Source organism: Mucilaginibacter ginsenosidivorans (assembly GCF_007971025.1).
GTDB classification, from domain to species: Bacteria; Bacteroidota; Bacteroidia; order Sphingobacteriales; family Sphingobacteriaceae; genus Mucilaginibacter; species Mucilaginibacter ginsenosidivorans.
Map to the genome: position 1 here is coordinate 1,373,160 of NZ_CP042436.1, position 23,791 is coordinate 1,396,950.

At 46.5% G+C, this 23,791-nt stretch carries 23 protein-coding genes; 17 read left to right on the forward strand and 6 right to left on the reverse strand.

Annotated features, from left to right (window positions below; genetic code table 11):
- Window positions 1-137: 137 nt before the first annotated feature.
- Together FRZ54_RS06250 and FRZ54_RS06255 are read left to right on the forward strand one after the other, a co-directional pair.
- A complete protein-coding gene (locus tag FRZ54_RS06250) occupies window positions 138-1,892 on the forward strand; it encodes a M61 family metallopeptidase (RefSeq protein ID WP_228462635.1) in 1,755 nt (584 codons plus the stop codon).
- 128 nt (window positions 1,893-2,020) lie between these two features.
- Entirely contained in the window at window positions 2,021-2,176 is a 156-nt protein-coding gene (locus FRZ54_RS06255; RefSeq protein ID WP_147030780.1) for a lmo0937 family membrane protein, read from the forward strand.
- A gap of 44 nt (window positions 2,177-2,220) precedes the next feature.
- Here the strand turns inward: FRZ54_RS06255 and FRZ54_RS06260 are convergent, their stop codons facing one another.
- The 6 genes from FRZ54_RS06260 to FRZ54_RS06285 all read right to left on the reverse strand — a co-directional run bounded on the left by FRZ54_RS06260 (window position 2,221) and on the right by FRZ54_RS06285 (window position 9,474).
- On the reverse strand, window positions 2,221-2,634 hold the full coding sequence (locus tag FRZ54_RS06260; RefSeq protein WP_147030781.1) for a VOC family protein: 414 nt from the start codon (window positions 2,632-2,634) through the stop codon (window positions 2,221-2,223).
- Window positions 2,635-2,675: 41 nt separating this feature from the next.
- Entirely contained in the window at window positions 2,676-3,128 is a 453-nt protein-coding gene (locus FRZ54_RS06265; protein WP_147030782.1) for a helix-turn-helix domain-containing protein, read from the reverse strand.
- An 18-nt stretch (window positions 3,129-3,146) separates the two neighbouring features.
- On the reverse strand, window positions 3,147-5,648 hold the full coding sequence (gene ligD, locus FRZ54_RS06270) for a DNA ligase D (protein ID WP_147030783.1): 2,502 nt from the start codon (window positions 5,646-5,648) through the stop codon (window positions 3,147-3,149).
- Between the two features lie 3 nt (window positions 5,649-5,651).
- Window positions 5,652-6,422 (reverse strand): non-homologous end joining protein Ku, encoded by a 771-nt coding sequence (ku, locus tag FRZ54_RS06275; protein WP_147030784.1) that lies wholly within the window; start codon window positions 6,420-6,422, stop codon window positions 5,652-5,654.
- A gap of 99 nt (window positions 6,423-6,521) precedes the next feature.
- A complete protein-coding gene (locus FRZ54_RS06280; protein ID WP_147030785.1) occupies window positions 6,522-7,928 on the reverse strand; it encodes a glycosyl hydrolase 53 family protein in 1,407 nt (468 codons plus the stop codon).
- A gap of 217 nt (window positions 7,929-8,145) precedes the next feature.
- The gene (locus FRZ54_RS06285; protein WP_147030786.1) at window positions 8,146-9,474 is read right to left on the reverse strand and encodes an APC family permease; all 1,329 of its coding nucleotides are present in this window, start codon (window positions 9,472-9,474) and stop codon (window positions 8,146-8,148) included.
- Between the two features lie 53 nt (window positions 9,475-9,527).
- On the opposite strand from FRZ54_RS06285, the gene FRZ54_RS06290 reads away from it, so the two are divergent.
- From FRZ54_RS06290 to FRZ54_RS06360, 15 genes are all read left to right on the forward strand, one after another.
- On the forward strand, window positions 9,528-10,295 hold the full coding sequence (locus tag FRZ54_RS06290) for a ThuA domain-containing protein (protein ID WP_147030787.1): 768 nt from the start codon (window positions 9,528-9,530) through the stop codon (window positions 10,293-10,295).
- 100 nt (window positions 10,296-10,395) lie between these two features.
- A complete protein-coding gene (glgP, locus tag FRZ54_RS06295; protein ID WP_147030788.1) occupies window positions 10,396-12,045 on the forward strand; it encodes an alpha-glucan family phosphorylase in 1,650 nt (549 codons plus the stop codon).
- Window positions 12,046-12,436: 391 nt separating this feature from the next.
- Entirely contained in the window at window positions 12,437-12,811 is a 375-nt protein-coding gene (acpS, locus tag FRZ54_RS06305; protein ID WP_147030790.1) for a holo-ACP synthase, read from the forward strand.
- Window positions 12,812-14,098 carry a phenylacetate--CoA ligase family protein gene (locus FRZ54_RS06310; protein ID WP_147030791.1) on the forward strand — a complete coding sequence of 429 codons (1,287 nt, stop codon included), beginning with the start codon at window positions 12,812-12,814 and terminating at the stop codon, window positions 14,096-14,098.
- A 333-nt stretch (window positions 14,099-14,431) separates the two neighbouring features.
- Window positions 14,432-15,979, forward strand: a complete 1,548-nt coding sequence (locus FRZ54_RS06315) for an HAL/PAL/TAL family ammonia-lyase (RefSeq protein ID WP_147030792.1) — start codon at window positions 14,432-14,434, stop codon at window positions 15,977-15,979.
- A complete protein-coding gene (gene fabG / locus FRZ54_RS06320) occupies window positions 15,976-16,695 on the forward strand; it encodes a 3-oxoacyl-ACP reductase FabG (RefSeq protein WP_147030793.1) in 720 nt (239 codons plus the stop codon). Before FRZ54_RS06315 ends, fabG begins: the two co-directional genes overlap by 4 nt.
- A gap of 1 nt (window position 16,696) precedes the next feature.
- Entirely contained in the window at window positions 16,697-17,119 is a 423-nt protein-coding gene (locus tag FRZ54_RS06325; protein ID WP_228462636.1) for a 3-hydroxyacyl-ACP dehydratase, read from the forward strand.
- A 3-nt stretch (window positions 17,120-17,122) separates the two neighbouring features.
- Window positions 17,123-18,244 carry a beta-ketoacyl-[acyl-carrier-protein] synthase family protein gene (locus FRZ54_RS06330; protein ID WP_147030794.1) on the forward strand — a complete coding sequence of 374 codons (1,122 nt, stop codon included), beginning with the start codon at window positions 17,123-17,125 and terminating at the stop codon, window positions 18,242-18,244.
- A gap of 192 nt (window positions 18,245-18,436) precedes the next feature.
- Entirely contained in the window at window positions 18,437-18,895 is a 459-nt protein-coding gene (locus FRZ54_RS06335; RefSeq protein ID WP_147030795.1) for a hypothetical protein, read from the forward strand.
- A gap of 72 nt (window positions 18,896-18,967) precedes the next feature.
- Window positions 18,968-20,212 (forward strand): beta-ketoacyl-[acyl-carrier-protein] synthase family protein, encoded by a 1,245-nt coding sequence (locus FRZ54_RS06340; RefSeq protein WP_228462637.1) that lies wholly within the window; start codon window positions 18,968-18,970, stop codon window positions 20,210-20,212.
- Between the two features lies 1 nt (window position 20,213).
- Window positions 20,214-21,269: a beta-ketoacyl synthase N-terminal-like domain-containing protein gene (locus FRZ54_RS06345; RefSeq protein WP_147030796.1), complete on the forward strand. Its 1,056-nt coding sequence runs from the start codon at window positions 20,214-20,216 to the stop codon at window positions 21,267-21,269.
- Between the two features lie 9 nt (window positions 21,270-21,278).
- Entirely contained in the window at window positions 21,279-21,653 is a 375-nt protein-coding gene (locus FRZ54_RS06350; protein WP_147030797.1) for a hypothetical protein, read from the forward strand.
- A gap of 58 nt (window positions 21,654-21,711) precedes the next feature.
- Window positions 21,712-22,743, forward strand: a complete 1,032-nt coding sequence (locus FRZ54_RS06355; RefSeq protein WP_147030798.1) for a M64 family metallopeptidase — start codon at window positions 21,712-21,714, stop codon at window positions 22,741-22,743.
- A gap of 45 nt (window positions 22,744-22,788) precedes the next feature.
- The gene (locus tag FRZ54_RS24625) at window positions 22,789-22,983 is read left to right on the forward strand and encodes a hypothetical protein (RefSeq protein WP_228462638.1); all 195 of its coding nucleotides are present in this window, start codon (window positions 22,789-22,791) and stop codon (window positions 22,981-22,983) included.
- Window positions 22,938-23,783 (forward strand): 1-phosphofructokinase family hexose kinase, encoded by an 846-nt coding sequence (locus tag FRZ54_RS06360; RefSeq protein ID WP_228462639.1) that lies wholly within the window; start codon window positions 22,938-22,940, stop codon window positions 23,781-23,783. Before FRZ54_RS24625 ends, FRZ54_RS06360 begins: the two co-directional genes overlap by 46 nt.
- The last annotated feature ends 8 nt before the right edge of the window (window positions 23,784-23,791 follow it).

A 23,791-nucleotide genomic window follows, 5' to 3' on the forward strand; every position in this document is an offset into this window, starting at 1 on the left:
ATTTATAATAGTTTCATGTATCAACCATTTTACATCGGCGGTTAACGGCGAAATTTAAAATAGGCAGTTTAATTTTTTATTTTGGCTGCATGAAATTATCGACCCTTACACAATTCATTTGTTTAATACTTTTGTGCATGAATTCAACTACAGGCAAAGCAACAGGCTCTGTCAATATTTCCTATACCATAACATTTCCCGAGGCCCAGGCCCATTATGCTGATGTTGAAATGAACATCACCGGACTACAGCAAAAGACACTTATTTTGAAGATGCCCGTGTGGACTCCCGGATCGTACCTGGTACGCGAATATTCGAAAAATGTGGAGTCGTTTACAGCCGAGGTGAAGGGAAAAGCAGTAGCCGCGGAAAAGATACGCAAGAATGCCTGGCGCATCAATACCGAAAATGTTTCGGCAGTTAAGGTGCGTTACCGGGTTTATTCGTTCGAGCTATCCGTTCGCACCAGCTTTATTGATGCGGCACATGCTTTTTTGTCGAACGCCGGCATTTTTATTTACCCTGATGGCATGCTGCATCATCCGTCAACCATCCACATCGTTCCCTACAAAGGTTGGACTAAAGTTTCCACAAGCTTAGATAAAGTAAATGGTGATCCATTCACGCTCTACTCGCCCGATTATGATATTCTATTCGATTCCCCTATTGAAGTGGGCAACCAGGATGTTTTCGGGTTTAAAGTTGGCAATACTGAATACGAAGTGGCCATGTGCGGAGCGGGTAATTATGATAAAGACAAGCTCACACGGGATATGCCAAAGATCATCGAACATGAGGCGGCTATCTATGGCGAAAATCCTAATAAGCGTTATGTATTTATCGTTCATAACACATCGCGTGGCGGTGGCGGACTGGAGCATTTGAGTTCGACCGTATTGGGCGCCTCTCGGGAGAATTATGCCACCGAGCGCGGCTACCAGGGCTTCCTGAGCCTGGTGGCACATGAGCACTTTCATTTGTGGAACGTAAAACGCCTGCGGCCGATCGTGCTTGGTCCGTTTGATTACGATAACGAGAATTATACTACCGACCTTTGGATAGCCGAAGGCTTTACCGCGTATTACCAGGATATTATTATCCGCCGTACCAACCTATACCCGGTCGAAAATTACCTGGGTGTGCTTGCGGCGGATATCAACTATGTAGCCAACCAGCCCGGGAATAAGATACAAACACTTGCCGAAGCAAGCTACGATGCCTGGATAAAATACTATCGCCCGAATGAAAATTCGCCGAATACCAATATTTCCTATTACAACAAAGGCTCTATAATGGCACTGATGTTTGATTTGGAGATCATTAACGACACGAAGGGCAAATACAGCCTGGACGATGTGATGCATTATATGTACCACACCTATTACAAAACGTTAAAGCGCGGTTACACCGATAAAGAATTTAAACAGGGTGTAGAAAAATTCGCCGGAAAAAACCTGGACGAGTTTTACAGGAAATATGTTTATGGGCTGGAAGATATTGATTTCGACAAATACCTGGGTTACGCAGGTTATCACCTGACCGATGAATTTGCAGGCACCAACGAACCCAGCCTGGGCATTGTTACCCAAACACCCAACGGGCGGATATTTGTTTCGACTGTTATGCGGAACAGCTCGGCCTGGGTTGATGGTATAAATGTCGGCGACGAAATAGTGGCTGTAGATAGCGCTAAAGTTACTGACGTTAACGCGATACTGAACGGGAAAAAGGTTGGGGATAAGATCAATATCAGTGTTTTGCGCGATGGCCTGCCGCTTACTTTGCCGGTTACGCTGTTAAAACGGACACAGGTGAAGTACAAAATTGACAGTGTTGAACGACCCAGCGAACAGCAAATGCTGGTCAGGAAAAAGTGGCTGAGTATACAATAAATCGACTTGCCGATACACAGGAAAACCGCCTCAAAAGGGCGGTTTTCGCGTTTATTGTCAAAATTTTAAAACTTTTTGGTATAGAAAATGCTTTTAATAGCAATAAACGTTATTAAAAAACAACTACCATGAATTCAATATTGTATATCATAGCCATAATTCTCATCATCGGATGGGCATTGGGCGTATTCGTCTATTCAGTTACCGGATTGATACATATATTATTGGTGATCGCCATAATATCATTGATCCTTGGATTGATCAAGAGACCCACAGCAATTTAAAATAAACTTTCGGAGAAATCCTCCCCATTTACGGGGAGGATTTTTTATTTGGCCTTTTGTCCCAAAGAGAACCAATTTCCCGAGTCGTCCTTAAATAAGGCCTCGAAACCATAAAATTCCTGTTTTGGCGGTTTGGTAAACTCAACTCCTTTCGCTTTTAATTCCTCGTATGTGGCCAGCAGGTCGTTACATTCAAATACGCCAAAGCCGAATGTGCCTGCACTTACCAGCTTGCGCATAGCTTCCGCCGACTCTTTGGTGAACATCATCCCGGCGTCTATCGACATTAACGAAAGTTCCAGTTCGGGCTGTTCCGGCGGGCAAACGGTAAGCCAGCGCATGCCGGGGCCCATGGGTGCGTCGGTATGTACCTTAAATCCTAATTTATTTACGTAAAAATCATAAGCGCTGTCCTGGTCCAGGACAAAAATGCTGACGTGGTTTAACCGGGTTATCATGTGCAATTGTTTTAATGGTGAACCCAAATATCACCATTGGCTTATGATCGCACTTCTTCAAAATTGCTGTTTTGTGTCCAGCCCTTCATTTCAGCAAAGCAATTGGGTATGTGTTTTAACGGAGTAGTTTTGATCTCTTCTTTGATCTTTTGCTGCAACTGCTGGTACGCCGAAGGTGTTTGCCCGGTAAGGCGTTTGAACAGGCCGGTGAACGAACTGATACTGTCGAAACCGACCGTGTAACAAACCTCTGCAACAGACTTGCCTTCCTTCAGTAACAATTTTGATCTTTCTATCCTGACAAACGTGAGGTACTGGTGCGGCGTTTTCGCGTACGCGTTTTTGAACAGCCTGATGAAATGGAATTTCGAAAAGAACGCTTCATCCGCAATATGATCCAGGTCGATGTCACCGGCAAAGTTCTCGTCGATGAAAAGCTTGGCTTTCACAATGCGCCGGTAGAGGTATACTTTCGGATAGTTTTCGCCCTGCATACCCAAAGCTATAATAAATTATTCCGCCTTCAATAGCTCAAGACCCTTTTTCAGATCGGCTTTGGTTTTGGTGAGGTTTTTCCAGGGATCGTCCACCTTTTTTACCCTTTCGCGCATATTGTGAATGGTGAAGTTGGATAGTTTCAGGTCGTCGTTCACCTCGTGCCAGTGCAATGGCGCCGATACCGTGGCCCCGGGCTTTGGTCGCACGGAATAAGGGCAGGCAATGGTTTGCCCGCGCCGGTTCTGCAAAAAGTCGACATAAGTGCGATTTGGGCGTTTTGCCGGACTGCGCTCAATACTCGTAATATCAGGCAACTCATCATGTACCATACCGGCTACGTATTCTGCGAACATTTTGGTGAAATCGTAATCATACTTAGCGCCCACATAGCAGTAAATGTGCAGCCCTTTGGAGCCCGAGGTTTTGATGAAAACATCAAGCTTCATCCTGTCGAAAATTTCTTTGGTTTTTAGCGCCACCGCAACGGGCTCGGTAAAGGGCACATCATGCGGGTCTATATCGATCACCACAAAATCCGGATTCTCCGGCTTTTTGTAGGAACTGAGCCATGGATTGATCTCGATACAACCGATATTAGCCAAGTAAAGTAATGTTGCCTCGTCCTTGCCAATGATATAATTGATGTGTTTATCGTTACTTTCAGAATACAGGGGCTCAGTTTTTATCCATGATGGCATATGGGCGGAATCCGTATCCTTCTGAAAAAAACCGGGATCGGATATGCCATTAGGCTGGCGGCGCATGCTGATGGGTTTATCCTTAAGGTAGGGCACTATCCATCCGGCCATATCCCGGTAATAATGGATCAGATCACCTTTGGTTATACCTTCGTCTTTCCAGAAAACCTTGTTCAGGTGAGTCAGTTTCAGCTTCGCCTTGCCCAGCTTAATGATCTCCTCATCTGCCAGTTGTGTGTCCGGTGTTTCCATAACTACTTTTTCTTTTTCCTTATCCATACGCAGGCCTTTATAAACCGGCTGGCGCAAATGCCCGTCGGCGGTCCATTCGGCATACCAAACCTCACAGACTAATTTCGGCTTTATCCAGGTGACTTTTGTGCGTTGATGTACTTTTTCGTCAAAAGGTTTTTTGTCAGTTTCCAGCGGATGCATCTTGCCGTAAAGCTCTTTGATCGAAACATCATTAAAACCGGTACCGCAATTGCCGATATACCTGACGTGGCTGCCGTCGTTAATACCCAGCACCAGCGCCCCAAAATGTTTGCGCGAGCCGGTGGGAGCAGTGAATCCGCATATAATAGCCTCCTGCGAATTTTGGAGCTTAAATTTTAACCAGCGGTCCGTCCGTGTGCCGCTGTTGTAATAGCTGTAAGCATCCTTGCCAATAATACCTTCCCATCCCTCTTTCTGCGCTTTTTTGAACAGGTCTGATCCTTTGCCCTCGATATGATCGTTATAAATAATGCGTTTGCTTTTCAGAGATAATATAAGTGTCTTGAGTAAGCCTTTGCGTTTGATCAGTTCCAGTCCCCGCAGGTCGTGCCCGTTCAGCTTCAACAGATCGAAAACATAATATTTAATGGTTAATCCATCCGTATCGCCTTCATAATTCTGTATATGCTGAAACTTGCTTTGCCCTTTTTTGTCCTCTATTACCAGTTCGCCATCCAGTATGGCACTTTCTTCTATTACCTTCAGTTCGTCTAATATAGCCTGGTATTTATGGCTGAAGTCGATGCCATTACGGGATATTAATTTGGCGCCCTTGCCGGTGTAACCGAGGGCCCGGTAGCCGTCCAGTTTCTTTTCATATATCCAGTCGGCATTATCAAAAACTTTTGATTCCAGCTTCGCCATCATAGGCGTATATGCTTTTTCGCTTCGGGGCTTATCTTCAGCCCCGTCGCTTAGCTCAGGACTTTTTTTTTCTGCTGCCGGCTTTTTCACCCGCGGCAATTTTGTTGCCTTGCCGCTTTTGTTGTTCAGCATCTTTTTTATCTCATCGGGCACAAGGTCCTCGCTCGAATAATCCTTGTGAACGGCAAACTCATCGTTGTGCTTAATGAGCAGCCACGAGTTATCTTCCGCCCCGTGCAGTTTCACCAACGCAAATTCACCTTTCAGTTTTTCCCCATTCAGTTTGAATTTGAGGTTACCCGACTTAAGCCCGGCCCGCAAAGTTTTTACATCCGCTTCCCGGTCATCTGCCAGTGAAGTGTAAGTCCCTTTGTCCCATATTATCACCACGCCGGCACCATAGTTGCCATTGGGGATGATGCCTTCAAAATGCTGGTAGTCAATCGGGTGGTCCTCCACCATCATGGCAAGGCGCTTGTCGGCGGGGTTCATGGATGGCCCTTTGGGAACCGCCCAGCTTTTCAGCGTGCCATTCAGTTCGAGGCGGAAATCGTAATGCAAATGCGAGGCATGGTGCCGCTGCACCACAAAATTGAGCGTTTTGCCTTTTGCCTTGCCGCTTTTCGGCTCCGGCGTTTTCGAGAAAACCCGCTTCTTTACGTACTCCACTAAACTCATTTGTTACGCTCCTTTCTTGGCATTCAGGCTCTGCATTAACTGGTCATACAAGTCGTCGTTCTTGGTCTTATGAGGTTTCAGCTTCTTGATGGTAGGCCGTTTGCCTTTGGCTTTTGCATGGATGATCTTTAGTAACTCTTCGTGGTAATCATCCTTGAATTTGGATACGTCAAACTTTTCCTCGTATTGTTTGATCAGCGCAAGGCCCATATCCAGTTCTTTTTTGCTGACGCTTACACCGTCACTGATATTCAGGTCTTCCGTTCCTCTTAATTCCTGCCCGAAACGGATGCGTGTAACCACCATCACATGTTCCTGCGGATGCACGATACACAGGTTTTCGTTGTTCCTCAAAACAAAGCGCGCCAGCCCGGCCTTGCCCGATTTTTTTAATGCCTCCACCAGCAGGGCATAAGCCTTATTGTTTTTGGTTTCCGGTTCGGTGTAGTACGAGGTCTCGTAATACATGGGGTTAACCTCGGCGATGTTCACAAAGCTCTCTATCTCGATCACTTTGCTTTTTTCGGGTGCGGCATCCTCAAAATCGCGGTCTTCCAGTATCACGTAGTCGTCGTTCAGCTTATAACCCTTGACGATCTTTTCATAGGGGACTTCTTTATGTGTATTTTCATTCACCCGCATATAGCGGATATGTGCATGATCGCGGCTGTCCAGCATGTCCAGATCCAGTGCGCTGGTTTGCACGGCCGAATATAATTTTATAGGGATGCTCACCAAGCCGAAGCCTATCGAGCCTTTCCAGATCGATCTCATAATCAACGTAATTATTGTAATTACTATAACTATGGAAAAGGTGAAAGGGTTTTACGATAATCGTATAGAAGCAAAATCTTGCGTCTCTACGGTGATATGTTATTTTATATCGTATTTCTTCGCCACTTCCTGGTAAATGTCTACCAGGTGATTCGATTTACCATCGTGGTCAAATATTTGCTCCCAGGTGTTCAACGGTTCCCATATAAAAGTGCCTACTGATTTTCCGTTCGGCACATTAAAGGCAATGTCATTTACCTCCCACTTCAGTTGGGTGTATTCTGCCACGCAAACCTGTTGCGGGTAGCGTTTAGCCAGGTCGGCCATGTTATTTTTCAGATCGACAAGCGTGCCGTGCCATTTTGGATAGTACGACAGCCCGATCACATCAAAAGGAACTTTTCTCTCGGCCATGTTATCGAGGAAAAATCGCGATTCGGCGTTTTGGCCGCCCAGCGCTATATGCAGCATGATGATGGTTTTTGGCGCAACCTCCTTTACGCCGGTTATCCCGGCATAGATCAATTGCGCAAGGCTATCGAGGTTGCTTATCGATCCTTCGGGCCATATCATACCATGGTTTATTTCGTTGCCTACCTGCACCATATCCGGCGTAGTGCCCTGGTCCTTTAACTCCTGCATCACTTTTACCGTAAAGTCATGCACCGAGGTTTTCAGCGCGGTAAAATCTTCGCCCTCCCATGCAGCGGGTTTAAACTGTTTGCCAGGGTCGGCCCAGGTATCGCTGTAGTGAAAATCGAGCAGGAATTTCATCCCGGCCGCTTTCACCCGTTTGGCCATTGCTTTGGTATGCTCCAGGTCGCAAAAACCCTTTCCGGGCGAGTAGCCTTTCGGCACCGCCGGGTCATTGAATATCCGCAGCCTGATATAATTGAAACCGTGGTCCTTCAATATCCCGATGGCGTCTTTCGGTACACCCTTATCTGAAAATTTTATCCCCCGGCTTTCCAGTTCGGGCAAAAAGGAAATATCGGCGCCTAATATCCTGTCCTTCACAAACCTGGGTTTATATTTGGCGTTTGTAACCGCGTGCGGGACACCGGGCCAAACAGCCTGTATATCAGTCGAGCCGGTCCACAGACTATCTGCTTTTGCTTCAAATTTTATTGCCCCTCTGTTGATAGTGGTTTGCAGTATCACATCGCATTTGCCATGATATACCTGCGCCCGCCAGGTGCCGTTCACTGGTGAATAGATGGAATTTTCGCCGCTGCGGATGTTTAGGATCTTGCCGCCTTTCCCGCTCACTACAAAAGTCACCAGGTTATCGGCTGTTTCAACGGTTTTACCCTGGTTATCGATGATGTTAACCGCAATAAGGGCAGTGTCTTTTCCGTCGGCCTTCATCGTGGTTTTATAGGGAGTTATCTGGACTTCAAAGGGCTGTCCCGGTGAGCCCTTTCTTCTACCTTGTGCATTTGTGCCTGAAAACGAAAAAATCAATAGAGACGTGATAAGTGCGGGTAAGAAGAACTTCCTGAACATAGCCTTAACAATTGGTTTGATAAAGATATATAATAAATTGTAAAACTGACAATTATTAGTTAGGGGAAAATATAGGAATGGCCGCACTGTTCAAATTATGGTTAACACACTTTTTATTTAAATATCTGATAATGATTTAGTTAACTTAAAAATAGTCCAAATTGTGTTAACCATGTTAACCCTGTTCTGCTGATTTATATCTGATTTTTTACAAGGGTCAGGATGGTTTTCGGGGCGACAGCCTGAACCATTTGACCAGTTGCCAGGCTATCTCGGCAGTAAGCAGTGTGCATACGGCAAAAATGGCTGGTTTAATACCCCCTTCGTCAGATACAAGGGCGCCGGTAAGCGCGACTACATAAATCCCTACCGGGAATATGGTTGCCAGGGAAAGGCCGGCAATATTCAAAGGCACGCGGAAAGGCCGGTGCGTTGACGGTTCTTTTATACGTAACCTGATAAGGGTTACGTATTCTAAAAAGAGCCCGGCCCCATAAACAGTTACATCAATTATCAGGAGTTCGGCAAAACTCCACAACACCATCAGGCTGACAACCAGCGAGCATACAATGATGGAAATATAGGGCGTGTTGAATTTTGGATGAAGCCTGTTGAACCAGCCTGGCAGCAGGTTATCGTCTGACATTACTTTGGGCACCCTTGATACCGATAGTAAAACGGCCGCATAAATGCCTAAAGTACTGGCCATACCACCGGCAGCGATCAATACCCCCAGCCAATTACCCCCGATGAGGGTGCCCAGGGCAGGAAAACCATCGTTTTCGAGCGTGGCATAATTTATATGCGATTGCTGAGCCGCCATGATGGTAAAAAAATACACCACCAGCACCAGTATAAAAGCGACAAATACGGAAACAAGATATGACCTCACGGGTTTTTCCACTTCTTCGGCATAGGTAGTTACGTTATCCCAACCCAGGCAGTTCCACATTACGGTGTACAAAGCCATCGCCATAGAGGGGAAACCTATACCTTTTACAGAAGGCGAAGGCAGGGTAACCCCACCGGTATGGTGGTAAAAAAATAAAATAATAAGAATGAGGAAGGGCGTAAGGACGATCACACTTAATATAAGCGAAACACGGCCCACAGGCACAATGCCCAAAATATTTAGTCCGGCGGAAGCCCAGATAACAAACAGGCACACCGGTATCTTATAGTGTGCAAGTTCAGGAAAGAAAAACGACGCGTACGTTACAAAGAGCACGGGGTATATTGCAAGGTCGATAAAAGTGTAAAGCCAGGTCCACCATCCTTCAAAAAACCCCCAGCGTGTACCAAGGGCGTACTTAACCCATTTATAATATCCGCCTTCAACAGGCATCATGCTGTTCAATTCAAGCACAGTAAAAATAGCGGGTACATCCCATAACATGGGCGTTATCATCAATACCAATAGGGCAGCATGCTCGCCGGCATAACCTAATAGCGGCTCCAGCCCATACGGACCTCCGGATACGGTAAAGAATATTACCGCTATCAGTTGGAGCGGCCGTATCTTTTTTATGGCAGACGATGAGGGCATAACGGACTAAAAATATTGTTTTTGTAATTTATATTTGGCTAAAATCGACCGTAATGAAAAAAATCGCCATAACTGTAATCGCCGTACTTTGTATTTGGGGATCTTCCGTTGCTCAAGCAAAACCAGCACGCTTCCGTGTTACTGCTCTTTACGAGAATGGCGGCCATCATATCGAATATTCCAAAGCGGCAAAAGTTTGGCTGAATAAACTGGCCGCCGACAGCAATTTCAGTATCGACTACATACAAAACACCGACAAGATAAATGACGAATTTTTGAGCCATTACCAGCTATTTATCCAGCTCGATTATCCACCTTACGCCTGGAAGCCGGAGGCGGTTGCCGCGTTTGAAAAATATATTGACGAAGGTAAGGGCGGGTGGATAGGCTTTCACCATGCATCGTTACTCGGTGAGTTTGACGGCTACCCGATGTGGGAATGGTTCCACCGGTTTATGGGCGATATCCGTTGGAAAGGCTATATAGCCACCTTTGTGCAGGGGCAGGTAAATGTTGAGGACAGGCAGCACCCGGTTATGAAAGGTGTGCCGGCTTCGTTCCTTATAAAAAAGGAGGAGTTTTACACTTACGATAAAAGCCCGCGTCCGAATGTGCATGTGATAGCCAGTGTGGACGAAAATACCTATTCGCCCAATTCAGATGTCAAAATGGGCGACCATCCTGTTATATGGACCAACCAGCATGTGAAAGCCCGCAACGTTTATATATTTATGGGGCATTCGCCGATCCTTTTTGAGAATGACGCCTATAAAAAGATATTCTCGAAGGCTATATTCTGGGCGTCCGGCGTAAGCCGGTAAGGGCGCATTGAACATTTCTGAATAACAGAAATTTTAATCGGCATTTCATCTTTTGCTATATTGCGCCCCTGAAAAACAGATCATTATTATTGAATTCAATATGACAAAAGAAGAGATATTCGGCTATACTCCCGACCCACAATACAACAAGGCAGTTGCTTACTTCAGCATGGAATTTGCCATCGACCAGGCGTTGAAAATATACAGCGGCGGCCTTGGTTTCCTGGCCGGCTCACACATGCGCAGCGCGTACGAATTAAAGCAGAATGTTATCGGCATCGGCATGCTCTGGAAATATGGATATTACGACCAGTTTCGAGATCTGAATGCCGAAATGAAACCAATGTTTGTTGAAAAAGGATATTCTTTCCTTAAAGACACGGGCATTATGTTCACCGTACCGGTGCACGATTCGCCGGTGCACGTCAGGGCCTACCTGCTGCAACCGTCAACGTTTGGCTCGGCGCCGATTTTTTTGCTGACAACAAACCTGAACGAGAACGACGAACAATCGCGCTCGATCAGCTATAAATTGTACGACTCAAACGAGGCGACACGCATCGCGCAGTCGATTATACTTGGTATAGGCGGCGCCATGCTGATCGATAAGCTTGGATTGAATATTGATGTGTACCACATGAACGAGGGACACTCCCTTCCCTTGAATTTTTATCTGTACTCCAAATATCAAAACCTGGCGGAAGTAAAAAAGAGGGTGATATTCACCACGCATACGCCCGAAGCTGCCGGCAACGAGGAGCACAGGTACGCGCTGCTGAAAGAGATGTCATTTTTTTACCACTTGCAGGACCATGAGGTAAAACACATCTTAAACCTCGAGGGCGATTCGCTTAACTATACTGTCGCCGCGTTGAAATTTGCAAAAAAAGCCAACGGCGTTTCCAAAATGCACGCCGAGGTGGCCCGCGAGATGTGGAAAGGTAATCCGGGCATTTGCGATATTGTTGACATCACCAATGCACAGAACAAAACCTACTGGAAGGATGATGAGCTCGAAAAGGCATTGGCAAACAATGATGATAAGGCCATAGTGGCCCGGAAAAAGGAAATGAAGCGCCAACTATTTAAAGTTGTTGCCGACCAATGCGGGAAGATATTTGACGAAAATGTACTTACCATAGTGTGGGCAAGGCGTTTTGCCGGCTACAAAAGAGCCGATCTGATGATGCGCGATTGGGACAGGTTCATCAAGCTGGTGTTTAATGCCGATTATCCTGTGCAGGTGATATGGGCGGGCAAACCATACCCGGAAGATTATGGGGCAATAGAGCAATTTAACCAGATCATACGCCGTGCCAGGCCTTTAGCCAACTGCGCGGTATTGACAGGCTATGAACTGGCGCTTTCGGCCCTTGCAAAAAAGGGCTCGGATGTTTGGTTAAACAATCCGCGCATGTATCGCGAGGCATCTGGTACCAGCGGTATGACGGCTGCCTTTAACGGCAGCATCAATCTTTCATTACCGGATGGCTGGGTACCGGAATTTGCCAAAGACAGGAAGAACAGTTTTGTCATAACACCTGCGGATAATAACCTTTCGAACGACGAGAAAGATCATAGGGAAGCAGAAAGTTTGATGGATACGCTGGAAAACACGATACTACCCATGTACTATAAAGACCAGAAAAAATGGTTATCTATTATAAAAACGGCAGCTGCTGATGTTGCGCCGGCATTTGACTCGGGCCGGATGGCGGATGAATATTACAAGGTAATGTATAACGTATAAAACAAAAATGCCCTCGTACCGGAGGGCGTTTTTGTTTTATATTATGGATGCGGCGGCGGTGCCGGCGGCCTTGGTGGAGGCGGCGGTAATTTTATATGCAATCTATGAATATGAGGTTTGCGTATGTGCAGCCTTGGGTGTTTGGGATGACGGGGCGGCCTTGGCGGCGGTGGAGGAGCGTGCCTGGGCGGGGGCGGTAGTTGTGCAAAACCAGTCACACACCAGAGACACGAGATGATCAGCGCTGTTAGAAAAATTCGAACGATCTTCATAAAAACTCAGGTTTTGATAATCAAATTCAACGGTAAAGCTACCAATTTGTTTAAGTAATTGCTTATTGCTTTGTTTTATTACATTTGAAATGAAGCTTAACTAAACAAAAAGCCATTTTATGATATTTGGTGTAGGGATAGATATGGTTGAAGTAGAACGTATCGCAACCAGCATAAGCAGGGAAGCGGGGTTCAGGGAGCTGGTATTTTCGGGAAGCGAAATCATTTATTGCGAATCAAAAAAGTGCAGGTTCGAACATTATGCCGCCCGTTTCGCCGCCAAGGAGGCTTTTTTTAAGGCTTTAGGTACTGGTTGGGCTGACGGTACGGCATTCAGCGAAGTAGAGGTAACCAATGCAGAAGATGGTAAGCCCGAAATAAAATTATTGAGACAAACGTTGGAAACCGTGAGCAAAATGGGCGTACTAAAATTTTCAGTTTCATTAACCCACACCAGAACAATGGCGTCGGCTATTGTTATTATTGAAAAGTGAATGACAACTACACAGGAAAAAGATCAGCATATAACTATAACAGCCGCACAGGAGAAGAAACTAAGGGAATTGGTGCAATATGTTTCGGTCAATTCGCCTTTCTACCGGGAGTTGTTTGCCAGGTATAATATCGATGTCGCCAGCATTAATACGCTTGATGATCTTAACAAGATCCCCACAACCGAAAAGGACGATATACAGAAAAGGAATAATGATTTTTTATGTGTACCGGCAGAAAAGATAGTTGAATATACTTCAACATCAGGTACCCTGGGCGGGCCTGTAAGCATTGCGCTGACCGATAAGGACCTCGACCGGCTGGCCTATAACGAGTATAATTCGTTCCTGTGTGCCGATGGATCTAAGGATGACATTTATCAACTGATGCTGACGCTGGACAGGCAGTTTATGGCGGGCATTGCCTATTATTCGGGTATCCGAAAGATTGGGGCCGGTATAATCAGGCTTGGCCCCGGTGTGCCGGCTTTGCAGTGGGAGACGATCAAAAGGCTTAAACCGACCGCGATAGTTGCCGTACCGTCGTTCATTTTGAAGCTGATCAGTTTCGCCAAAGAAAATAACATCGACGTTAACAGCTCGTCGGTTAAAAAAGCCATTTGTATAGGTGAGAATATCCGTAACAACGATTTTTCACTTAACATGCTCGGCAAAAAGATAACAGAAGCATGGGATATTCATTTGTACTCCACCTATGCCTCAACCGAAATGCAGACTGCCTTTACCGAATGCAGCGAAGGCAGGGGCGGACATTGCCAGCCGGAGCTTGTTATCGTAGAGTTGCTGGATGAAAACAACAAACAGGTTGAACCTGGCACACCCGGTGAGGTTACTATTACCACCCTCGGTGTTGAAGGTATGCCCCTGCTGCGTTATAAAACCGGCGACATCTGCATGTATTTTGATGAGCCATGCGCCTGTGGCAGAACAACTTTACGCCTGTCTCCGCTGATGGGGCGTAAAAAGCAGATGATCAAATTCAAGGGGACGACCTTATATCCGCCCGCATTGTTCGATCTGCTAACCGAGCGCGAGGAAATACTGGATTTTGTAGTTGAAGTTTACTCCAATGATATCGGCCTCGACCAGGTGTCACTGTATCTTGTCCCGGCAGACAACAGCGAAGAATGCGACCACCGCATACGGGCGTACCTGCAGGCAAGGTTACGGGTTAGTCCGCATATTAAATATGTGACGCCGGAAGAGATACACAAAATCCAATTTAACGAGGCGAACCGCAAGGCGATAAAATTCATTGACAGGCGGTGATCTGAAGGGCCGCATAAGTGTTAAGGAAGCAGGGTTAACATGGTTAACACATTTTCAGGTATTTTAAACATAAATAATTGATTATCAATAAATTAAATAAAAAGCGTGTTAACCATAAAGTGTCATGCCTGCTCCGGTTGAATTATATCCGCTTATCCCGCAACTCCAATGGAGCCGGCTATTTATACCGGAATTGCCTTGTGATGCCTCATGTTGACCGCTCTTACATTAAGCAGGATTTTTCCGGCAGATTTCCGGCTTATTCCGACTTTCGCACTTATTTCCTACTTTAGCCAATTATTTAAAACCTCATAAAAACATTATTTTTTGCCCATGATACAAATTGGACAAAGCACGCTTTCCCTCGAAGATTTTGCTGAGCTGGTAATTAAACATAAGGAAGTTGCTTTGGATAAGGCCGCTATGGATAAGGTGAAGGCCAATTTTGAATTCCTGAAAAAATTTTCGTCCAACAAGCTCATTTATGGTATCAATACCGGTTTCGGGCCAATGGCGCAATATAAGGTTAGCGAGGAAAATATCCTGCAGCTTCAATATAATTTGATCCGCAGCCATTCATCCGGCAGCGGCAAACTGATGCCGCCGCAATTGTCGAGAGCATTGATGGTGGCCCGTTTGAACAGCTTTATGCAGGCTTATTCGGGTGTTCACAGCGAAGTGATCGAACTATTGCAGGCGATGATCAATCACGACATTTGCCCCTGCATTTACGAGCACGGAGGCGTGGGCGCCAGCGGCGATCTGGTACAGTTGGCACATTTGGGCCTTGTGCTGATCGGCGAAGGCGAGGTCCAGTTTGAGGGTGGTGTTTACCCAACCATCGAAATATTCAACCGCTTTAACATCAAGCCGCTTTCCATTCATATCCGCGAGGGTTTGGCTATCATAAACGGCACTTCGGCCATGACGGGTATCGGGCTGATCAACATAATCCAGGCTAAAAAATTACTGAACTGGGCGGTTTTATTTTCGGCCATGATAAACGAAGTGGTGCAGGCATTTGACGATCACTATTCACACGAATTGAACATCGTTAAGCACCACAAAGGTCAGAACGCTGTGGCCACTACCATGCGGGAGATATTGAAGGACAGTAAAATGATACGCGACCGTTCGGAGCATTTGTATAATCCGGATAACCTCGACCAGGAAGTATTTGAAGATAAGGTGCAGGAATATTATTCGCTGCGCTGTGTTACCCAGGTTTTGGGCCCGATATACGATACCATTGCACAGGCCGAAAATGTATTGGTGAACGAGCTGAACTCGGTGAACGATAACCCGGTTATCGATCATGTGAATCATAATATTTTCCACGGCGGTAATTTCCATGGCGACTATGTATCGCTCGAAATGGATAAGCTGAAAATAGCCATCACCAAACTATCTATGCTTTGCGAACGGCAGCTCAATTACCTGCTGAATAATAAGCTGAATCAAAAACTGCCTCCATTTGTGAACCTTGGCGTATTGGGATTCAATTTCGGTATGCAGGGCATGCAGTTTACGGCTACCTCTACAGTAGCGGAAAATCAGACGATGTCGTTCCCGATGTATGTGCACAGCATACCCAACAACAATGATAACCAGGATATCGTGAGCATGGGCTGCAACGCCGCGCTGATGACCAAACGTGTTATCGATAATTCGTTCGAAGTGCTGGCTATTCACCTGGTAACCATCCTCCAGGCAATTGACTATATCGAATGCCACGACAGGCTGGCATCGGTTTCCATGTCGCTGTACGACCGTGTTCGCCCGATATTCCCGAAATTTGTCGAGGATAAGGCCCCTTATAAAAACATGGCATTGGTAAAAGACTTCCTGGAAAATTCGGATAACATCATCGCTGTAAAATGAAATGTGCATTAGTTACCGGCGGCTCAAGGGGCATTGGCAGGGCCATTTGCCTGCAATTGGCTGCCAAAGGCTATTATGTGCTGATCAATTATAAAAGCAACCGCGAAGAAGCCGAAAACACCCTTTCGCAGATCAGCGGCAAGGGGGAAATATTGCAATTTGATGTGGCGGACAGGGAGCAGATCCAACAGGTATTGGGTGGCTGGATAGCCGCCAATGAAAATAAACCAATAGAAGTGCTGGTAAACAACGCAGGCATCCGCGACGATAGCCTGATGGCCTGGATGGGCGAAGAACAATGGGATAAGGTACTCAAAACCAATCTCGATAGTTTTTTCTTTGTAACCCGTATCGTATTGAGCGGCATGCTTGCCAGCAAATACGGGCGCATCATCAATATTGTATCTCTTTCGGGTATCAAAGGTTTGGCCGGGCAAACCAATTATTCGGCTGCCAAGGCAGGCGTTATCGGCGCTACCAAAGCTCTGGCGCAGGAAGTGGCACGCCAGGGCATCACCGTAAATGCGCTAGCCCCGGGTTTCATCAAAACTGATATGACCGAAGGACTGGATGAAAAAGAATTGAAAGCTATTATACCGGCCAAACGCTTCGGTTTGCCCGAAGAGGTGGCACATGCCGCGGCATTTTTTGCATCGCCGGAAGCCTCCTATATAACCGGGCAGGTATTGTCAATCAACGGCGGCTTATATACCTGATATGACACTGCCGGCTGAAGATATAATCCCTTTAATTCCGCAAAAACCTCCGTTTGTAATGGTGGGCAGGTTGATGAGCAGCGATGAAAATTTGACGCGAAGCAGCTTTGTTATTCCGGAAAATAACGTTTTTGTAAAGAAAGGGCTTTTCCAGGAGGCGGGCCTGATGGAGAACATTGCCCAAACTGCCGCCTTGCGCGCAGGTTACATAGCACAATCGGAAAATAAGCCGGTTGCTGTGGGCTATATTGGCGCGGTAAGTAAATTTGAAGTGTTTGATCTGCCCAAAACTGGTGATGAGATCGTGACAGAAATCAGCGTTCAAAACCAGGTGTTTGATATCGCCGTACTTTCCGGAAAGGTTTGGCTGGGCGAAAATTTGATGGCCCAATGCGAAATGAAAGTGTTCAGCAAAAATGAATAAGCAATGAGCGGGAAGGACGTATTTGTAATTGCTGATAATGTTTTTACGCCTTTGGGTAAAACCACCATGGAGAACTTCGACCTTCTTAAGCAAAATATTTCTGCAGTAAAACGGCAAGGCGACAAGTCGCAGCCGTGCTACGCCGCTTTATTTGACCAGGACGAGGTACTCCTTAACGAATGGGATTACACCAAATTTGAACAGTTGCTTATTCGTTCTGTCAGCGATGCACTCGGTCAGGCCGGGATAGATGCAACGGGTGAAAAAACAATATTGATCATTTCGTCCACCAAAGGGAATATCAGCCTTTTGGAAACGGAAGAGAATGGCCCCGGCTTACAGGAACGTATCGCCTTATCAACTTCGGCTGCACTGGTGGCAAAATATTTCGGTTTTGTCAATCAACCTGTTATTATATCCAATGCATGCGTGTCGGGTGTCATAGCCATTATCACCGCCATGCGGTTATTGCGCACAGGGCAATATGAGACCGCCGTAGTTGTGGGCGCCGATGTGATCTCTGAATTTGTATTGTCCGGTTTCCGGTCGTTCCAGGCTTTAAGTCCGCAGGTATGCCGCCCCTTTGACAGGTCGCGGGATGGTTTGAATTTAGGTGAAGGCGCCGGAACCATCATGCTTTCGTCCGGTAAAAAATATACTGGTCATATTAAAGTAATGGGCGGTGGCGTCAGCAATGATGCAAATCATATCTCCGGCCCATCGCGTACGGGGCAGGAACTGGCCTATGCCATTAACAGGTCGTTAACCGATGCCGGGCTGACCGCCGATGATATTGATTTCATTTCGGCACATGGCACAGCTACCGTTTACAATGATGAAATGGAGGCAAATGCTATTGGCCTGGCTGGTTTACGAAATGTGCCCCTGAATAGCCTGAAAGGTTACTATGGGCATACTTTGGGTGCAGCGGGGCTGATCGAATCGATCATTTCCATCCGGTCGATGAAAGCGGGCCCGTTCCTGCCAACTCCTGGTTTTACTGAATTGGGTGTTACGCAGCCGGTCAACGTTTGTGCGTCGCCATTGGATATTTCGGCCAAAAACATACTCAAAACCGCATCCGGTTTCGGCGGTTGTAATGCTGCCGTGGTTTTTGGTAAATAATCGATTATTTTTGCGGCTAAGGTAAAGAACACATTGTCGTCGACGGGATATATAACAAGCAGCTGTATCATCAGCAATGGTACTGTATTCAAAAACGGTGAAAGCCTTTTTGAAAGCACAGAGTCCGATATATCCGCTTTTTTGCTTTTAGTTTACCAGTACTTCCGGTTTAATTATCCCAGGTTTTATAAGATGGATAATTTGAGCAAACTGGGCTGGCTGGCTTCTGAAATTTTACTGAAGGATTTTAAGAAGGAGAACTATGCTGCTGAAGAAATTGGTTTGGTAGTGGCCAACAGGAACTCGAGCCTGGATGATGATATAAAATACTGGGAGTCGGCTAAGGAAGTAGCAAGCCCCTCGTTATTTGTATATACCTTGCCCAATATTGTGATAGGCGAAATATGTATCCGCAATAACTTTAAAGGCGAACATGCCTTTTATATACAGCAGGAGTTTGATGCCGGTTTTATAGCGAAGCAGGTAAATTACCTGCTGGATGAGGATATTTTGCAGGCCTGTATTTGCGGTTGGGTTGATGTTTTGGGTGAGGATTATAAAGCGGTTTTATATTTGGTGGAAAAAGATGCAGACGGATCCACCATCGGTTTTTCTGCAGAAAATATGAATATTATTTTTAACAAACTGTAGAGACGCAAAATATTGCGTCTCTAAAAATAAAGATATAGGGGCACGATATTTCGTGTCTCCAAAAATGTAGCGATGCAAAACAGAGACGCAAAATATTGCGTCTCTACGATAGAAAATATGGGCTCACAGGTTTACATAGCAGGTTTAGGGGTTATTTCAGCAATCGGGAATAACGTGGCGGATCATTTGGCCGCCTTTGAGAGAGAGGAGGCCGGTATGGGCGATATTACCCTATTAAACACCGTTCATAAAGGGGAATTGCCGGTTGCAGAGGTGAAGCTTACCGATGCTGAGTTGGTAGCCATGACCGGCCTGACAACCCACAACAGCCGCACCACCTTGCTGAGCCTGGTAGCGGCAAAAGAGGCGCTTGAGGATGCTGGTATACCCGGTTTAAATTCATTTCGTGTAGGCTTTGTTTCGGCCAACACCGTCGGCGGGATGGATAAGAGCGAAGATTTCTTCGTTAAATTCCTGGCAGACAATAATAAGGGGAAGCTGCGCAATGTGTTCGACCATGAATGTGGTAGTATGACCGAGATCGTAGCTGACCAACTGGGTATCCGCGATTTTATGACCACGATAAGCACGGCATGTTCATCGTCTGCAAATGCGATCTTTTATGGGGCAAGATTAGTTAAAAATGATATAGTTGATGTGGTAATAGCCGGCGGTGCCGACGCGCTGACGAGGTTCACCCTAAACGGTTTCAATACGCTGATGATACTGGATAAGCAATTTTGCAAGCCCTTTGATGAGCACCGCGAAGGATTGAACTTAGGAGAGGGCGCGGGTTACCTGGTATTGGTTTCGGATAAGGTTAAAAAAACCTTAAACAAAGAGCCGTACTGCGTACTCAGCGGCTATGCCAACAGCAACGACGCCTATCATCAAACGGCCTCGTCGCCCGATGGTACGGGATCGTACCTGGCCATGAAGGGGGCCCTTGCCAAAGCCGGCCTGCAACCCGCGGATATTGATTATATCAACCTGCACGGTACCGGCACGCCTAACAATGATAGCGCCGAAGGAACGGCTATCAAACGGGTATTCGACCCGCATTACCCGCCCATGAGTTCGACCAAATCCTACACCGGGCATACCCTGGGTGCAAGCGGCGGCATCGAGGCGGTATTTTCGGTACTGGCTATCAAACATGGTATTATTTATCCCAACCTTCGTTTCGAGACACAAATGAGCGAACTGCCTTTTGCCCCGGAAACAGAATTTTTGAGCGGCCAAAATATCGAAAACGTTATGTCCAACTCATTCGGGTTTGGCGGCAATTGTACATCGTTAATATTTTCGCAGGCGTAATATGAAAGTTTTTATCCGTTCAGCTGCCGCCATATCTGCCCAGGACACTTTTCGCAATGAAGGGTTTCTCGACCAGCCCGTGGAATACACCGGCACACGCCTGCCGGTGATAGAGCCGGATTATAAAGAATACATCGATCCCAAACTGATACGGCGCATGAGCCATGTTATCAAAAGGGGTGTTGCCGCCGCAAAGCAGTGTTTGAATGAAGCTAATATCGAAATGCCGGGGGCTGTCATCACCGGAACGGCCTTTGGTTGCATGGAAGATACCATTACATTTTTAACGCGGATAGTGGAAGGGGACGAGGAAATGCTGCCGCCAACGGCATTCATCCAGTCAACCCATAACACCGTTGCTGCACAAATAGCCCTGATGCTGAAATGCCATGAATACAACAATACTTTTGTGCATAAGGGCATCTCGTTTGAAAGCGCGCTGACCGATGCCGTGATGTTGTTAAACGAAGGGGATACCGATACAGTACTCGCAGGCGGCACGGAAGAAATGGTAGAGACAAGTTTTAAGGTACTTACCCGTTTGGGGCTTTACAAGCGGCACCCGGTCTCTAATCTCAACTTATTTGATGAAGATTCGAAAGGTACGATAGGCAGTGAAGGCGCTGCGTTTTTCCTGCTGACCGCTGAGCCTTCGGATGAAAATATGGCTGAACTTGTCGCTGTCCGCACACTATATAAACCCGATGACCTGCAGAAAGCTATCAATTCATTTGTTTCCGCCAACGGGCTGCGCCTGGATGACATCGACCTGCTGATCACAGGGAAAAACGGGGATATACGGAACGATTCTGTTTATAAAGATCTGCAAAACGATCTGTTTAAAAATATCCCGGCCGGTAATTACAAACACCTTTGCGGCGAATACCCGGTATCGGCCTCGTTTGCATTGTGGCTGGCGGCGAATATTTTGAAGAAGGGGATGGTGCCTCCGGTGGTTTCAGAGAAAAAGGCCAATGATCAGCCTCCTAAAAAAATACTTATATATAATCATTATCAAAACAAGTATCATTCGCTGATGCTGGTTTCCGCTGTTTAAATTTAAGCTATGCCCGTCAATAACAACGATCTTTTCCATGTCCTCAGGATCGACAAACTGGACGGTATGATCGTCGCTAAACTGGGTATCGATCGCGATAGCGAAATATTAAAGGGGCACTTTCCCGGGCACCCTGTGGTACCCGGAGCCTGTATGCTGCAGGTAGTAAAAGATGTTTTGGAAGATTCGTTGGGAACCACGCTCAGGTTAAAAAAAGCGGATCACCTGAAATTTATGTCGCTGGTAGACCCCACGGAACGTGAAACGGTGCAGCTGGAGATTGTCTATCGCGATGCCGGCCAGGAGGAGACTTTCGTTACAGCCAAAGTATCCGCCGACGAAAATATATGTTTTAAACTGCAATGCACTTTCGTGAAAATATAACTATCTTACTTTATATCAAAAAGTTAACCTTATATTAACGTCGTAAACCTGGATAATAATGAAACGGTGCCTTATGCTTGTGTGTATTGCCATAATGGCCGTGGCCGTGTCGTGCCAAAAAAAATCGATTAAACCGAAGCCTGACCCCAAACCCCTTGTTTACCATACAGATGGTGAAGTAAAAAAATTGTACGGCAACGATCCCAATGGCATTAACATGGTTATTGTGGGCGATGCTTTCATCAAAGACGACCTGGACACCGGCGGGTATTACGACCAGCAGGTTAAAATGCTGGTGGATTATTTTTTTAGCGTAGCGCCCTATAAGCAAAATAAAGAGCACTTCAATGTTTACGTGGTTTATGCCGAATCAAAAAAGCGGGGCGCGTCGCAGGGTTTCAATGCTGATGATACAACCAGGAAACTGAAATCTTATTTCTCGACGGATGTTACCAGGCTGCTCCAGGTAGGGGATTACGCTACCTGCTATCAATATGTTCAGGATGCTGTCCCCCTTTACGCCGCGAATATGATGGTGGTATTGGTTAACGATAAGGCCTACGGTGGTTCGGGCGGAGACGTAGCCGTAATATCGACCAACGAGCTTTCAAAATACATTATGATCCACGAGATCGGCCACTCGTTCGGCGGCCTGGCCGATGAGTACGCCGACAGCCAGGAGGCCGCTCTTACAACAGCCTCAGATGCCCAATTTTTTCCGAATACCGATACGACCAATGACCCCGCGAAGATCAAATGGATGCAGTATTTCCCGGTACATGCCTATAAGGGTATAGTTGGCGCTTACCAGGGCGGGTATTACCGGGCCACCGGCGTGTACCGTCCCGAGCTTTACAGTGTGATGTTCGACCTTGGTCACCCCAATTATAACGCCCCCAGCAGGGAAGCCATAACCCGCCAGATAGATGCCATCCTGAATATCCCTTTTGATTTCAACGCATTTCTGAATACGGACAGCGCATCTGCAAAGGCTACCACTTTGGGGATAGGTACCATCCGCCCGCCAATGCATGATTTCATCGGTATGAAAAACCGGGTAATATTGATGAAGAAGAATAAAAAACAATAAAACAGCAGGCTGCCGGTAAAAAAGTGACAGCGATCATTATCCGTCATGATCATGGCTATTGCAGTGATGAGCGAAATTAAGTTGCTTTATGCTATTAAACCGGCCAAAATGCACCCGATTGTTACCGTCACTTTTAACCCTGCCATCGATAAAAGCACGACTATCCCTTTATTGATACCTGAGAAGAAGATGTATTGCTCGGCGCCTGCCTACGAACCGGGCGGCGGGGTATCAACGTAGCGCGGGCGGTAAAAAAACTTGGGGGCGATGCAATAGCCGTTTATATGGCCGGGGGGCATTCGGGTAAAAAATTCAATCAATTATTGGCAGACGAATCGGTGCCTTCTTTAGTCACTGAGATCAAAGAAAATACACGCGAAAACCTGGTTGTCTCTGAAACCGGGACAAATCGCCAGTACCGTTTTGTGATGCCGGGGCCAACAATAAGCAAATCAGAATGGATGGATTGCCTGGATAGTATTGATAAGTTGCCAGGTGCACGTTTCATTGTCGCAAGCGGAAGTTTACCTGCCGGGATACCTGTCGATATTTTTTCAAGATTAGCTGCAATAGCCCGCCGGAAAGATGCAAAACTGGTCATTGATACTTCGGGCAAGCCGCTGGAAGACGCGCTCAAGGCAGGCGCCTATTTGATAAAACCCAGTGCAAAGGAATTGGCGGCCCTGGTAAAGCGGCAAAACATGGAAATACAAGACGTTATTAATGCAGCAAAAGAAGTGATCGGTATGGGCGGATGCGAAGTGATGGTAGTTTCCATGGGCGGCGACGGCGCAATACTTGTAACCCGTGACCTGGTGTTGAAGGCAAAGCCACCCGCTGTCGATGTAAAGGGAACCGTCGGGGCGGGCGACAGCATGGTAGCAGGACTTGTACTTAGCCTTGAGCGAAACAGTTCATTGGAGGAAGCGCTTCAATACGGCGTAGCCTGCGGTACGGCTGCAACCATGAATCCCGGCACCGGTTTATGCGATCGCAACGATGTTGACAGGTTATTCAAAATAATAAAACAAGGTCGGTGATGCCGGTC